The organism is Ferrovum sp. JA12 (assembly GCF_001431705.1).
Lineage (GTDB): Bacteria > Pseudomonadota > Gammaproteobacteria > Burkholderiales > Ferrovaceae > PN-J185.
Genome location: NZ_LJWX01000002.1, coordinates 554,595 through 567,553 on the forward strand (window position 1 = coordinate 554,595; position 12,959 = coordinate 567,553).

Annotated in this window: 14 protein-coding genes and 3 pseudogenes; 6 read left to right on the forward strand and 11 right to left on the reverse strand. The window is 51.7% G+C overall.

Annotated elements, in window-relative coordinates; translation table 11 throughout:
* Window positions 1-4: 4 nt before the first annotated feature.
* Entirely contained in the window at window positions 5-730 is a 726-nt protein-coding gene (locus FERRO_RS07715; protein WP_056930290.1) for an EI24 domain-containing protein, read from the reverse strand.
* 730 nt (window positions 731-1,460) lie between these two features.
* Between FERRO_RS07715 and FERRO_RS07720 the strand changes: the two genes are divergently transcribed.
* The 3 genes and pseudogenes from FERRO_RS07720 to FERRO_RS10005 form a co-directional block, all read left to right on the forward strand.
* Window positions 1,461-2,156 (forward strand): VIT1/CCC1 transporter family protein, encoded by a 696-nt coding sequence (locus FERRO_RS07720; RefSeq protein ID WP_056930291.1) that lies wholly within the window; start codon window positions 1,461-1,463, stop codon window positions 2,154-2,156.
* A 211-nt stretch (window positions 2,157-2,367) separates the two neighbouring features.
* Window positions 2,368-2,898: pseudogene (locus FERRO_RS10705) on the forward strand (DDE-type integrase/transposase/recombinase).
* Between the two features lie 139 nt (window positions 2,899-3,037).
* Window positions 3,038-3,220, forward strand: a pseudogene (locus FERRO_RS10005) (IS4 family transposase); the annotation flags it as partial.
* Between the two features lie 85 nt (window positions 3,221-3,305).
* On the opposite strand, the gene FERRO_RS10710 reads toward FERRO_RS10005, so the two are convergent.
* The 4 genes from FERRO_RS10710 to FERRO_RS07740 form a co-directional block, all read right to left on the reverse strand.
* Window positions 3,306-3,521, reverse strand: coding sequence for a hypothetical protein (locus FERRO_RS10710; RefSeq protein WP_446718622.1), 216 nt, complete (start codon window positions 3,519-3,521; stop codon window positions 3,306-3,308).
* Window positions 3,522-3,655: 134 nt separating this feature from the next.
* Entirely contained in the window at window positions 3,656-4,279 is a 624-nt protein-coding gene (locus FERRO_RS07735; RefSeq protein WP_239683498.1) for a host specificity factor TipJ family phage tail protein, read from the reverse strand.
* Complete coding sequence (locus FERRO_RS10210) at window positions 4,249-4,416, reverse strand: hypothetical protein (protein ID WP_160318121.1); 168 nt, start codon at window positions 4,414-4,416, stop codon at window positions 4,249-4,251. Before FERRO_RS10210 ends, FERRO_RS07735 begins: the two co-directional genes overlap by 31 nt.
* A gap of 198 nt (window positions 4,417-4,614) precedes the next feature.
* Entirely contained in the window at window positions 4,615-5,793 is a 1,179-nt protein-coding gene (locus FERRO_RS07740) for a Fic family protein (RefSeq protein ID WP_204374800.1), read from the reverse strand.
* A gap of 1,578 nt (window positions 5,794-7,371) precedes the next feature.
* Between FERRO_RS07740 and FERRO_RS07745 the strand changes: the two genes are divergently transcribed.
* Together FERRO_RS07745 and FERRO_RS07750 are read left to right on the forward strand one after the other, a co-directional pair.
* Window positions 7,372-8,496, forward strand: coding sequence for a Fic family protein (locus FERRO_RS07745; protein WP_056930296.1), 1,125 nt, complete (start codon window positions 7,372-7,374; stop codon window positions 8,494-8,496).
* A gap of 83 nt (window positions 8,497-8,579) precedes the next feature.
* A complete protein-coding gene (locus FERRO_RS07750; protein WP_056930297.1) occupies window positions 8,580-9,020 on the forward strand; it encodes a hypothetical protein in 441 nt (146 codons plus the stop codon).
* A gap of 15 nt (window positions 9,021-9,035) precedes the next feature.
* Here the strand turns inward: FERRO_RS07750 and FERRO_RS07755 are convergent, their stop codons facing one another.
* The 3 genes from FERRO_RS07755 to FERRO_RS07765 all read right to left on the reverse strand — a co-directional run bounded on the left by FERRO_RS07755 (window position 9,036) and on the right by FERRO_RS07765 (window position 11,237).
* Window positions 9,036-9,539, reverse strand: coding sequence for a GNAT family N-acetyltransferase (locus FERRO_RS07755; protein ID WP_056930643.1), 504 nt, complete (start codon window positions 9,537-9,539; stop codon window positions 9,036-9,038).
* A gap of 11 nt (window positions 9,540-9,550) precedes the next feature.
* Complete coding sequence (locus FERRO_RS07760) at window positions 9,551-9,829, reverse strand: type II toxin-antitoxin system TacA family antitoxin (protein WP_056930644.1); 279 nt, start codon at window positions 9,827-9,829, stop codon at window positions 9,551-9,553.
* Between the two features lie 661 nt (window positions 9,830-10,490).
* On the reverse strand, window positions 10,491-11,237 hold the full coding sequence (locus FERRO_RS07765) for a DCL family protein (protein WP_056930298.1): 747 nt from the start codon (window positions 11,235-11,237) through the stop codon (window positions 10,491-10,493).
* 285 nt (window positions 11,238-11,522) lie between these two features.
* Here FERRO_RS07765 and FERRO_RS10015 point away from each other — a divergent pair.
* Window positions 11,523-11,801 (forward strand): annotated as a pseudogene (locus FERRO_RS10015) (WYL domain-containing protein); the annotation flags it as partial.
* Here the strand turns inward: FERRO_RS10015 and FERRO_RS10715 are convergent.
* The 3 genes from FERRO_RS10715 to FERRO_RS07780 are packed head-to-tail and all read right to left on the reverse strand — an operon-like array spanning window position 11,729 to window position 12,818.
* Window positions 11,729-12,076: a BRO-N domain-containing protein gene (locus FERRO_RS10715; RefSeq protein ID WP_056930299.1), complete on the reverse strand. Its 348-nt coding sequence runs from the start codon at window positions 12,074-12,076 to the stop codon at window positions 11,729-11,731. The pseudogene FERRO_RS10015 and the gene FERRO_RS10715 sit on opposite strands and share 73 nt — an antisense overlap.
* The gene (locus FERRO_RS07775) at window positions 12,073-12,576 is read right to left on the reverse strand and encodes a hypothetical protein (protein ID WP_056930300.1); all 504 of its coding nucleotides are present in this window, start codon (window positions 12,574-12,576) and stop codon (window positions 12,073-12,075) included. Before FERRO_RS07775 ends, FERRO_RS10715 begins: the two co-directional genes overlap by 4 nt.
* Window positions 12,573-12,818, reverse strand: a complete 246-nt coding sequence (locus FERRO_RS07780) for a helix-turn-helix transcriptional regulator (RefSeq protein ID WP_152975731.1) — start codon at window positions 12,816-12,818, stop codon at window positions 12,573-12,575. The genes FERRO_RS07775 and FERRO_RS07780 overlap by 4 nt, the downstream gene beginning before the upstream one ends.
* Window positions 12,819-12,959 lie beyond the last annotated feature (141 nt).

Genomic DNA, 12,959 nt, shown 5'->3' on the forward strand with positions numbered 1-12,959 from the left:
TTTTTTAGATTGCTGTTGTGTATCGTAAATCTCGTAATTCTCCCAGTGCCAAATAGGTATAAGCTAAACCGACCCAAGTGGCACCAAATAAATTAACGATCGGAATAAATTGTAATAATCCGGCAATGATGCCAAGCAAAAAAAACTTATGTAATGATCCTTTGACAATCTGATGTAATTCCTCATCGCTAGCATAGGTTGAAAGTGCATCATAACGAAATAGCCGTTGTATGAAATAAGCGGTGAGTAGAAGTGAGATGAGGGGTGAGAGTGGGGTGAGTAACCACAGCGGAAACCCCAGTATCCAGCCAACGAGTAAAACTCCTATAGCAATGAATGAATTCATTAGGCTCTTGACAAAATAACTGTTGCCCCTTGGCGAGAGATCTCTAAAATCCCTGTAATGCACATGTTCCACAATGATGGGCATGGAGAAAAAAGCGGTGATCAGTAGGGTGGAGAGGTACACCGCTGGGGCCAGCATAAATAGAATTAACAATGAAATGAAATAGCCCGATGCCACGGACACCATCCCACGAGAAAACCAAGAAGAAGGGATCAGATCATTCATCCAGAGCATCATAGATTGATGCCAATCACTCCAATAAAAATAGGTAATCACCGACCAGAAAACAATAGAAATCAAAAAGGGAGTAAATACCAATGCCATCATTTTATAATTGAACTGGCTTTTGGTGGCTTGCCACATGGCATAAATAACATCATTCATGGTTTGATATGTATAGAAAGTGATAAATCAATGATTGGGTTTACTTCAAAGACCATGATACGCCTAGGTTGGATTGCTTTAGTGATTTATTTTTACTAAGATAGCGTTGATAGAGTAGATTGATTGGTGCTGTTTGCGCTTAAATTAAAAAAGATTTACGAATAAACATTACCCTTTGTCCTTAAACAATTGGAGTAGCATCGGTGTTCCAATTTTATCATCCTTCATATTGTATAAATCCCCTCTGCGATTTAAAAAACCGAACATCCTCCTAAGGACTGAGACTCTTCATATGAAATATCGTTAAGGTTACGAAAACCCATTGACCAGTTTTCAAAAATCCTCTCCTCCATAAAGCCCTTATCTATTACTTGCGTAAAACTTCCGTCTTTGTACAGTAATATGTCAGTGATATTTTACGTACGATTAATTTTATTGGCTTTCTCAAGAATATTTAGTAATTATCTTTTATCAAGTAGGTCTTTAGCAGAACTGACGTAGATCCTATAAAAAATCATACTATGAATTTCCTGTGTGCTCTTGTAGTAGTTTAAAGGGATAACTGAAGTAATTGAAATCTTTTATGATTTTTTTCTTTTATTTATAACCTATCATTGATTATGGAGAAAACTCACAAAATCAACTATTTCAGCTTTTTAAATCGTGTATTACCTCAACCATTATTTAGCTAGTGTTACTATGATACCTTTAGTAGAAGAGGGTGGTGGACATGTCAAGACACCATAGTGAAAGCCATCGCACAGAGCATATTGGCTGGTTACGGGCTGCTGTATTGGGTGCCAATGATGGTATAGTCTCTACCGCGAGTTTAATTATTGGGGTGGCCTCGGCGCGAGCGGACCACTCTGAGGTGCTCCTTGCTGCTGTAGCAGGATTAATTGCTGGGGCCATGTCCATGGCGGCTGGCGAGTATGTTTCAGTGAGCTCTCAAGCTGATATTGAAGAAGCGGATGTAGCGCGAGAAAAAATTGAGCTAGAACATAACCGCGAGCATGAAGTACTGGAGCTCTCTGGTATCTACGAGGAGAGGGGGTTAAGTCAAGAACTGGCAAGACAGGTGGCCATTGAATTAATGGCCAAGGATGCTCTCGGGGCCCACCTTAGAGATGAACTTGGTTTATCAACAATGATCAGTGCCAAACCCCTGCAAGCTGCTCTGACTTCTGCATTATCTTTTACAGGTGGGGCAATTTTACCCTTAGCATGCGCGTGGTTATTGCCGGTTGCATCACTACCATTCTATGTAGGCATAACCTCATTGTTTTTCTTGGTAGCACTGGGTGCCTTGGCTGCCTATACGGGGCGAGCAAATATCCTTAAGGGAATTTTACGGGTATCTTTTTGGGGGATTTTAGCCATGGTTTTTACAGCTGTTGTGGGTGGTTTGTTTCATGTGGCAGTTTAACCCAGTAAAACACCAGTGCGCTGAGGCTGCTCTAAAAATTTTTATTTTACGTTGGTACTAAAACTAATACAGCATCACAAAGACGGAAGTTAAGATTGAAGTTGGTGAGGTTTAGTAGATAGCGCGTATCGGTATTATCAACTTAACGGTGATCGTGATGCAATAGATCCATGAATACCGTGACCTTCGCTATGACTGCCATCACTGTCCCATGGACATCATCAGCCACTGTGTCTGGCTGTATTTTCGTTTTTACCTCAGTTACCTCGATATTTAGGAGAGAATGGTTATGAGAGGAGTGTTGTCAGCGATGTATTCCCTCACAACTGGTGCAAAAGATTCGGAGGTGACTATGCACGCAGACTACGTGCTCGGCAGGGTCGAGCGGGTGATACCTCGCATCTGGATGAGTTGATAAGAAAGTACACCCCGATGCATCGTTACCGATAAACAGGGGAGCTATGCAGCAGCCAAAGCGGATGTGATGCCGAGTGTTGAGCATATTCGGGATATGGGCACCAACAACCGGGCCGAGAATTCTCATCAGCTAACACGAGAACGGGAGCGACGGAGACGTCATTTTAAGTCCCCTGGTGAGGCACAGTGGTTTCTTTCCACGTTTTCTGTCATTAACAATCATTTTCGCCCTGGCCTGCATCTACTGAAAAAAGTACATTACCGTGAGGTGATGGGGCGACGTTTTGCAGATTGGCGTGATATTTGTGCACTGGAAGCAGCCTGAGGTGACCGAATGATGGGGCTATTTCGTCCAAGATCAGTTAACTTGACTATCCCGCCAAAAGTTCGAATGTATGGGTGCAATCTTTTCCTTCTGGCTATCATCGATTGAAAACTTGGCAAACTAGGGGCGTCCATGTCCGGTTTATGTTCTCGTAGCCATTGTCAAAAAACGCCTTAATTTGGAGGCTTCGCTCTACACTTTGCTACAGATTTTATCTCTCACACTGTTCGAAAAAAATACGCTACAACAAGAACTTACAAATACAAAAAACACTTTAGATGCATTCCATATCAATAATCAGTTGATTTTACGAGGAATTTAACCGGACACTAGTGATTGAATATATTAAAGTGATTCGGCGGATCACGGCCAAAACCGGACAGATAGATGTACCAGAAAGCGGACAATTATTTGCGCAGAGATTCAAGAAAGACCGCGTTCCGATGGAAGTCGAGAAAACGTTTCTGCCCATCAGAGAAACCGCCAACGTTATAGACATTTTCAATGTCGATGCCCATGCGTTGAAGAGAAGGCCGGTGGGCTACCGGGGAAATTATGAGTTTTCCATTATTTTCGAAGCTAATGAATCCACGATCAAAGAGGTGATCAATGCTCGGTGTCAGGAGTAGACCATTCCCAACCTACATCGCGCATACCTGTGCCAATGCTAGAGGCTATTTTTGACGATGTTGCGCGCACTGAAAAGCGCCACCGGCATGGTTCGAGACTCATCGCGTATAAGTCGCACGATGCCGCCTTATAGGAAAGGCACCGCTCGACCACAGCGTGCCGCCCGAGTCAGCGCTTCCCAATCAGTAACCTGTTGGTCAAACACGCCGTCGAACTTATCCCCCCGACTTGTCCAGACCTGATCGAGCTGCGCCAAAGCAGCTAGATCGATTCGAGTATCGGTGAGTTTGGCCCCGTAGCTCGCGCGCAGGATGTCTGTGTATGCCCATGCGATCGAGCGCTTGGTCACAGCAGATGACCATCCAGAGTCTGCGGACCAGACTGGTAGCTTGCGCGTCACGATGTAATTGATGAGACGGCTTGATCGTTGCGACAGGTTGTCGGTGGCGCGCATGCGCATGGCAACCAAATTGACGTTGTCAGGGAAGGCAACGCCACCGGCCAGATAGCCTCTGGCCTCACCCCAGCGCACCTCTTGCCCGACACAGGAGTTGGTGTCCTTGCTATCTAAACGTGTGGCACGCACTTTATAGCGACCCAAGCTAACTGGATATTGGAAAAACAGTCTCTGCGGCGTGGTTGTGGCGGCGCTCATACTCTCGCTACCAAGCATAAACCAGTTGCCTACTGAATCGCCTTCGGCATCAATCGCTCTGACTTCTATCTTCCAGCTTGCACTGTGGACTTCCAAGCCACCGGTGTCGTTGGCGTAGTAGAGACCACGCGGTAGCAGGCAAAAAAAGCCAACCGGTTAGTGTTGGCTTTTAAAGTATTGGTGGTGGGGTAAAACCCCGTGTCAATTAAGTTCTCCCAACGCCTGCGATTCATTGCGAACTGCTGCGAAAACCTACTAAAATCCCTTATTCGGTAAGTATCTTATCAGGAAACTCACTGGGTGTTTCGTTGCTGGTTGAGTGGCTGTGGACACGGGTTCAATTGCGCGTTTGGGAATTGAACCGGAAGGCGTGCCGTATGTTAGTGGGGTCAACAGAACAGCAAATTCTCCCACGTCAGCCAGTCGTTCAGTCAATAAGACTTGTTATTGCTGACATTATCGTCAACGAGGCTGCGCACTTCGTGAGGATACAGTAACTTGTTTCTGGTTATGTCATCGGCAAAAGCGTTGCATGCTGCCATCCGTTTCCATGTGGTCTGGAGGTTGGAATAGTTAAATGCAGCCGACCATGCCTGAGCGCGAGTCATTGAACGAAGAAATGGAACCGGGTCGGCATTCCTGGAAAGTGCTTTAAGGGGGAGGAAATAATCCTCACGGTAGGCCGTCGGGATAATGATGCGACAGGCGGATGCCTGGGTCAGATAGGCATTCATGGCCAAACGGGCAGTTCGGCCATTACCATCCTGAAACGGGTGCACCTCGGTTACGACGAACATCGCCATCAATGCTCGGGCAAACGGGTCTTCCAGCAGCGCAACACGTTTGAATCCTTCACGCAGAGTGCCTTGCACCAATTCGGGATGTACAAACAAGGTAGAACCAGCCTGATTGAGTTTTACTTTCCACTGTCCCGGATGTTTCTCCAGGCGGCTGGACAGCACCATATGGTTGGTGAGTTTCAGCCATTCCAGAAATTCATCTTCATTGTCCGGAGGGCTTGACCGGAAAGGTTGCTGGGTGATGGCCTGATACGTGCCGAGCACATCATGCGAGTCCTCGGGATGTTTTTCGATCATCTTGCCTTCAAAAATAATCTCGCTAGCTTCCTCTACGGTGAAAATCGTGCTCTCGATGTAGTTGGAGAAATAGGATTCAAAGAATGCAAAGTTGATACTGCTCAACCCCGGTGTGGTTGGATCGGGTACCTGCGGAAACGACTGCCGCAGAGCGGTAAATAGCGCATCAAAAATAACCAGACGATCAGGGTCGTAGGGTTTTCCTGCGGCACGCGCGAGCGCATCAACGGAACTTAAACGTCTAGCTTTGCCGGTCTGCATCAATGCCGAGACGATGCCATTCAGGATTTTGAACTGAGCATCCAGTCCCAGCACCTCTGACAAACGCCGGGCAGTGTCGCGCAGGTCGTTGACCTTGTATTCGCCGCGCAGCGTGCAAAGCCGACTCAGGTGTGATTCCACCCATGTGCGCCCCATTGTCCGTATGGCGGAATCCCGACCGGTATAAAGATTTTCCAGAAGACGGCGAGCTTCGGACGAAACAAACAATTTGCCGTAAGGTGTGTCATTCAATTCAGGTTCCAAGCCCAAGACAGGACCGGGGCCAGGAATGGTGATTAGCGTGAGGCCGGGCAATTCAGTGCGACGTGCCCGGTTTCCCTGAACTAGAAAAACTCGCCCTTCCAAATCTGGCTTTCCCTCTTGCGCAGAGCGATAGCCGAGAACCGATCTGGGATAGAGATACTCGGCAATCTGCCGCCAGTTTGGCCGCACGATTTGTTCGAGTGGTGTGTCCAGATCGCTGGTGTAAATACCGCGATGAATTGGACGTAATTTTCCGGATAACTGCTTATTTCATAGCGACTGGGGTTGAAAAATAACTGCCGTTGCGTCTCCAATCCCTCAATAACCTATGGAGAAAAGCAATGCAAACAAAAAGATGCGCATCTTGTGGCAAAACCTTCCGGCCAGTGCCGCAAACACCCAACCAGCGATACTGCTCCGACCCGGCCTGCTAGCGTGAGCGCCGACGCAAAGCCCAGCAGAAGCGCAGCCGATCAGAGGATTGACTGCTGGATCACGCCCAAGCTAGTCATCACTGGGCAGCCAAGAATCCAGACTACTCGAAGAAATACCGGGTTCAAATCCGGAATATGTCATCCGTAATCGGGGTAGGCAAAACCAGAGACACAAGAAACGGCGTCGAGCAGAGATTGCAAAGGAAGCCGTGTCAGAATCACTTTCAGTCATTCTATCAGGTAGATACAGACTCACACTTATTGCAGACGGAGTGATTGCAAAGGAAACCTCTTAGATTGTGGACATCCTACCCGATCAATGGTTACGGCTTCTACAACCGCGAAACGCAAGTTCAATGGGGCCTCATCAAGCCCTACCACTTCGTTGTACGGGGTGCTCTGCCTATTTACGGGCACACACCCGAATGTTGAAGCATTGAAGAACGTTTCAAAGCGAATGAAATTTTGCATTAGTCGAACTGGCTGCTTTGGCATCGAAAAGTTGACGTTTCCGGTGGCAGAATATCTTCCACTACCAATTCTTTCATCAAACCGTTCATCCAAGTTCGCGCGTAATCCAATGAAAAAAAGATGAAATTTTTACCTTAGCGGACTTCGGCATCGGCATGGTTGGAGAGTCGGCAGAGAATATCGGCGCGGAGAGAGAAAATGGCCCTCGATCTTGAAGGCAGTGGCGTGATGTGAAGTCCGCAACTTGTTAAAAACAAAGCCGCCGTGTGCGGGATTCTTGGAAAAGAAAATGGACTCAGAGAGTGTCTGAGTCCTTAATATTGGTGGTGTAATCGCCGCTAGGTTCAAACCATGTCTGTTACGTGATTGCGAACATGTGAGGATTGGCGCGGAACACCGCGGAATCATAATGTTACTACCCGCCGCTCTCGTGTCTCGTGGCTTTCGCCTCAAATTGGCTCTGTCAACATGTCCCGATCACCAATGAGTTCGATCCCCGTTTTCGAAATCGAACCCGCGTCCGTCCAGCGACCAAAAGCACACCCATTTACACCCATTCCAAGGTGAGGCAGCCTGCTGTGCGTCGAATGGTGATCTTTATCACCGTACGATGTGCGGCGAATAACTTGCACATGCGGAGAATGTGAACCATAATCTCCGCATGAATAACGGTGATTATAAATACATCTGGCAGGCCAGTGACTGGCCGAACTGGCGCTTCGACTTGGCGGCGTTGGCTAAACCCATGGCCGAGGTCAGTCGCGCCCAGGGACTGTTGATGGGCCGTTTGGCCGACGTGGGCATGGCCCTGCGCGATCAGGCGAGCCTGGCAACACTGACCGAGGACGTGGTCAAGACCAGCGAGATCGAGGGCGAGCAACTCAATGTCGAATCGGTGCGTTCGAGCATCGCGCGCCGATTGGGCGTGGACATTGGTGCCCTGGCCCCGGCGGATCGGCACGTCGAAGGCGTGGTCGAGATGGTGCTTGATGCCACCGCCAACTGCCATGCGCCGATGTCGCGGGAGCGGCTGTTTGGCTGGCATGCCGCGCTGTTTCCTACTGGCTACTCCGGACTTTCCAGGATTAAGATCGGCGCTTGGCGCGACAACGCCACCGGTCCGATGCAGGTGGTATCCGGCCCCATCGGCCGCCAACGGGTACATTTCGAAGCGCCGCCCGCCGATTGCCTCGAGAACGAAACCAGCCGTTTCCTCGATTGGGTGAACGGTGTATCGAACGAATCGCCGCTGCTTAAGGCCGGGCTTGGTCACCTTTGGTTTGTCACATTGCATCCGTTCGACGATGGCAATGGCCGTATCGCTCGGGCCATCGGTGATTTGCTGCTGGCCCGTGCCGATGGCAGTCCACAGCGGTTCTACAGTTTTTCGGCGCAGATCCAGCGCGAACGTAAGGCCTACTACGACATCTTGGAGCGGACCCAGAAACAGTCGCTGGACGTCACCGAGTGGCTCGCTTGGTTCTTCGACACGCTCCATCGCGCTGTCGACCAAGCACAGCACACGCTTGATGCCGTGCTGACCAAGGCGCGGTTCTGGCAGCGTTGGGCGACCATACCGTTAAACGAGCGACAGGTGAAGTTGATCAACAAGCTGCTCGACGGCTTTGAAGGCAAGCTCACCAGCAGCAAGTGGGCGGCGGTCGCCAAGTGTTCGCCGGACACCGCGCTGCGCGATATCAACGACCTGCTTGAGCGGGGCGTGCTGCGGAAATTGGATGCGGGCGGGCGGAGCACCAGTTACGAGCTGAACGATCTGCCGGAGTAGCGGCGCTTCCTGAAATTGCCTTGACTTGAGGGCAAAACAACGCCTTCATGGACTCCTGCCAACTCATTCGAAAGGAGACCAAGATGGATATTGTTCACTTCAATAAAAAACAACTGGCCGCCCGTTGGGGCGTCAGCGAGGCCAGCGATGGAAGGCTGACCTTGTCAGTGCCGATCCAGATCAAGCGACGCAGTGGGCGAAAACTGGTTACGTTACCCAACGGGAAAGCAATCAAACCCAAACCTTGGGACACTGCGACAACGCCGTTGCAACTGGCGTTGGCCCGAGGTCATCGCTGGCTGGCCATGCTGGAATCGGGAGAGGTGAAAACCATGCGGGAATTGGCTAGCCGTGAGGGTGTGGACAACAGCTACGTCAGCCGGATGATCAATTTGACGCTGTTGTCGCCGTGGACAGTTGCGGCCATCCTGGACGACACGCTACCGAACCACATCACGCTGTTCGATCTGGCGGTCGATCCGCCGGCGTTGTGGGATGAACAGCGTGATCGGGTTGTGCTCTGAGGTGATGACATCACCTCAGTTCAATAAGCTTTTGAGATCCTTCAACATGAGGAACAGGTGATACGGGTCGGTCGGGCTGGGCTCGAATTCCCAGGATTCGTACCATTGCCGCGCGGCATCGTCTTTGGCATGCACAAGCAGGCAGCGGATGCCAGCGATGTCTGCGGCCTGTGCTGTTCGCAGCAGTGCGTCCTTTAGCAGAGCCTGGCCCAGTCCCCGGCGCTGATGTTCCTTATCTACCGCGAGCCGGGCCAGGATCATGACCGGGACCGGGTGGCGCGCCAGCCCCTTCATCACCCTCGACGGTGCGGCTTCCGGATCGACGCTACCGACAGCGAGGCTGTAGAAGCCGACCACCACCTCGCCCTGGCAGCAGACGTAGGTCTGCGCGCTGTTGGCCTTTTGGTTGACGAGCGCGTAGCGCTGCAGGAACTGGTTCAGCCCGGACTGACCACAATCGAAGGCATCGGTCTGATCCGTTGCTGCCAGTTTGCGAACGGGGGCGTAGGGTGACGCTATGGCGTCACCGCTCAACCCAAGACCCCGGGCTCACTCAGCAACTTCTTCAGGCGCGGCTTGCTTTGCACCGGCCGATCCAACGCTTCCTGGAAGGCCTGCCATTGCGCCTTGTCCAGTACGAACTGGCGACGATCAGCCAGTGTTTGGGCTGCCGCCGTCACGCCCGCGTCGAGCAGGAATTCGCTGACGTTTTTGTGACAAGCGCGCGCAGCTTCCTGCAGCAGTTGCTTGACTGGTGTGCTTGCTCGGACGTCAATGCGTTCGGTCTTGGAAATATTCAGGGTGCTCATGGTGGCCCTCCGGACTTTAGATGCTCTTATTATAGTTGTCCGGACGCTGTCCTGACAAGTCTTTTTGTTGCCTATTTTGTTGCCTCTGCTCTCAGCCATATGCGTGTGCATCCGCGTTGCGATACGTCAGGAGTTGTCGATAACTACCGACAAAACGCAAAGATGGTGGTTCCCTTCGCCACCCAATGCCGCAATCCAACCGCTTGATTCATCCGCGCGTAACACTTTGATCGGTATGGCGCTGACTTGTGGCCTTTGCGGACTTCGGGTTGGATTCGGAGAGCGAAGTCGGAGAGAAGAATGGCTGGGAGAGAGTGGAAAGAGGCCTTGGGTGGGCACTTTGGCTGATCGGTGAAGTCCGCAGGCTTTCGCACGAACCCTCGTAAACACGCGGGAACTGGCGCCATCGGACAAGAAGAAACCCCAACCGAGAACGGTTGAGGTTTCATTATTGGTGGTGGAATCGCCGCCAGGTTCAAACCATGTCTGTTACGTGATTGCGAACATGTGAGGATTGGCGCGGAACACCGCGGAATCATAATGTTACTACCCGCCGCTCTCGTGTCTCGTGGCTTTCGCCTCAAATTGGCTCTGTCAACATGTCCCGATCACCAATCAGTTCGATCCCCGTTTTCGCAATCGAACCCGCGTCCGTAATTAATCAAAGCAGCCGCACCGGGCGTGCAATCTTAGGTCTTCGAGCTTGGCTGGCGGTCTGGAGGTTGGCCGACTTGGAGAGAATCCGCAGGATTGCCTGGCTGTGGTGATAGATCCGAAAGGCATCTGCGACTGCCTTCTCGACGAATGTGGGCGTCGTCTGCCCGTCAGCGGGTGGGGACACGACTCCGTCTGGGATGTCACCTGACCATCCCCTAGCAGCCCGAAAACCACTAACGATGTGTGAAAAATGCGGCCAGGCGTGATCCAGATGGGCGTCGTCGATGCTGACCATCACGCCAGTCAGTTCGCACGCAACCTGCCCCTGAGCATCCCCATGCTCTGCGAAGGCACGCTTCTTGGCCAGAACGAGGTCGAGCGCCACAGCCTCCCGGCATGCTCCATAGAAGTCTTTTGACCGGTCCCCAGGTAGACCTTTGACGGCCCAGATGTAAGAAAAGTCTGTGGCGGAACCGTCCTGACGTACGACCCAGAATCCGGAATTGCTCCAGCCAGTACCAGTATTCAAGCGCCGCTCAAAGTAATCGATTTGGCCGCTACCCTTCGTCGGTTCTCCGACCTCCTCAAGAATCGGGTCATATCGTTCGATGAGGGCAACGAGGTCGGCGTGGTCCCCCGGGTCAGAGATACGATCCCCGTCCTGGTACCGGTGTAGCAGTGCCTTGTAATGGTCCAGTGCGCTTTTCTGGGTCCGGAAGCTGCGGGGTCCAATCTCGACGGGTTTTGCCATGGTTTCCTCTCCTCACTACTGACAAACAGCAGATACGACGCTACCGACAAACAGCTCGATCCCGCACATCAAAGTAAATCACGCCAGCGTCTCTGGCTTGAGGTGAAGCTCTGCGAAATTCTGCATGGCGCTCGTACCGATCCTTTTATCGCCACGCCGCTTGTGGTTATCACAATGCGATGTACAAACAAATCAAAATAGAGCAATGGACAAATTCTAGGGCAGATCATATACTTTCCGCAATAACCCGTATAAGCATTCGCTAACCCGAACGAGCCAGCCAGGATGTCGAACGAACAGCTTGCAGATCTAACCCAGCCACAACGCGACCGGCTCGCGTTCGTGGAGTTGCGCGTGCGCTTCATCGGGGAGATACGCCGCCAGGACTTGGTCACGCGGTTTGGCATCCAGTCCGCCGCCGCATCCAGGGATCTGGCGCCGTACAAGGACTTGGCGCCCGGCAACATCGACTACGACCCCAAGGGCAAGTCCTACGTCCTGGGGCCAGACTTCCGGCCCGTCTTCGACTTCCCCTCGGATCGGGTGCTGTCGTGGTTGACCCAGCGCTTGAACTTCTTGGCGTTGGGTTGATTACTGCCAAGGATGAGCGCATACAGTCCGGATTCATTGATGTGATTGGTTGGCTGGATGCCTCCTTCTGTAAGGGTGTCACGTTTCGTGACATCCTCTGGATCAACGTGATCGGCAACCGATTTACGGGCATTGCTGTAACCCAGTACTCCGCACACATCTTTGGCGTTGAACCAAGGCGCATCGGTTTCGTCGAGGCAAACGCGAATGGAATGACTCTCGAAATTAAACGGGATAATATTGCTCATTGTTGATTCTCCTTTACGAGAGCAAGGCGGTAGCTGGCCTTGCCCGATTTGACGGTGCGGGCCTTGGCAAACGACTCCTTGAGCGTTGCAGGCCAGGCGTTGAAACGGGATTCAGAAACCGAGTACTCGATGTCGATGTAGTCGCTGACTTTGTCGCCGGAAGCCGTGATGCGATGAGCAATCTCGGCCAGTTGGACCTGATCCCACGCGACACGCTTCGGCACATCGACGGTGATCCGCAGCGGACCGTCATCGAGATGGCAGACGCCGAAATCACGTCCATTTGCCTGACGGGCGGCCGTAGCCTGTTCGGCATAACGCTGGTCGAGAGCAGCATGGAAGCGTTCCAGCACACCCTTGATGGCCGACTGCAACGTGAGCAGATTGGTATGCGTTTCCTGCAACTGCGCTACAGGCAACGCAGCGATCTGAGCGACGCTCATTTCGGCCAGAGGCAGAACGTGGCCGAACACGACATTTGTGATGGTGGAATCGTTCATATGCGATCCCTCCCCGTGGTGGCTGAGGCTGGAACAACCCTAGTGCTCGGACTCTCGTGCAGGCAGTCGAGCTCGAATTGCTCGATGTCTTCAAGGCGGTACATCACCTTGCCGCCGATCTTGAGGTACCTGGGGCCGACGCCATCGGACCGATAGCGTTCTATGGTGGCTTCCGACTTGTTCCAGCGATCCGCAAGTTCCCGCTGGGTCAGATGCCTGGTCTTCAGATGTTCGTCATACATTTGCATCTCCTTCGATGATGGGTGTTCACCGGTTGCTGGTGCCTGGATCAGCACTGCTAACCGATGCGTCCATTTCATCAAGCGAGATGCCCCCGACCGTCCCTCAGATTCCTCAAGATCGTTCCTCAAATTGAATCGGTG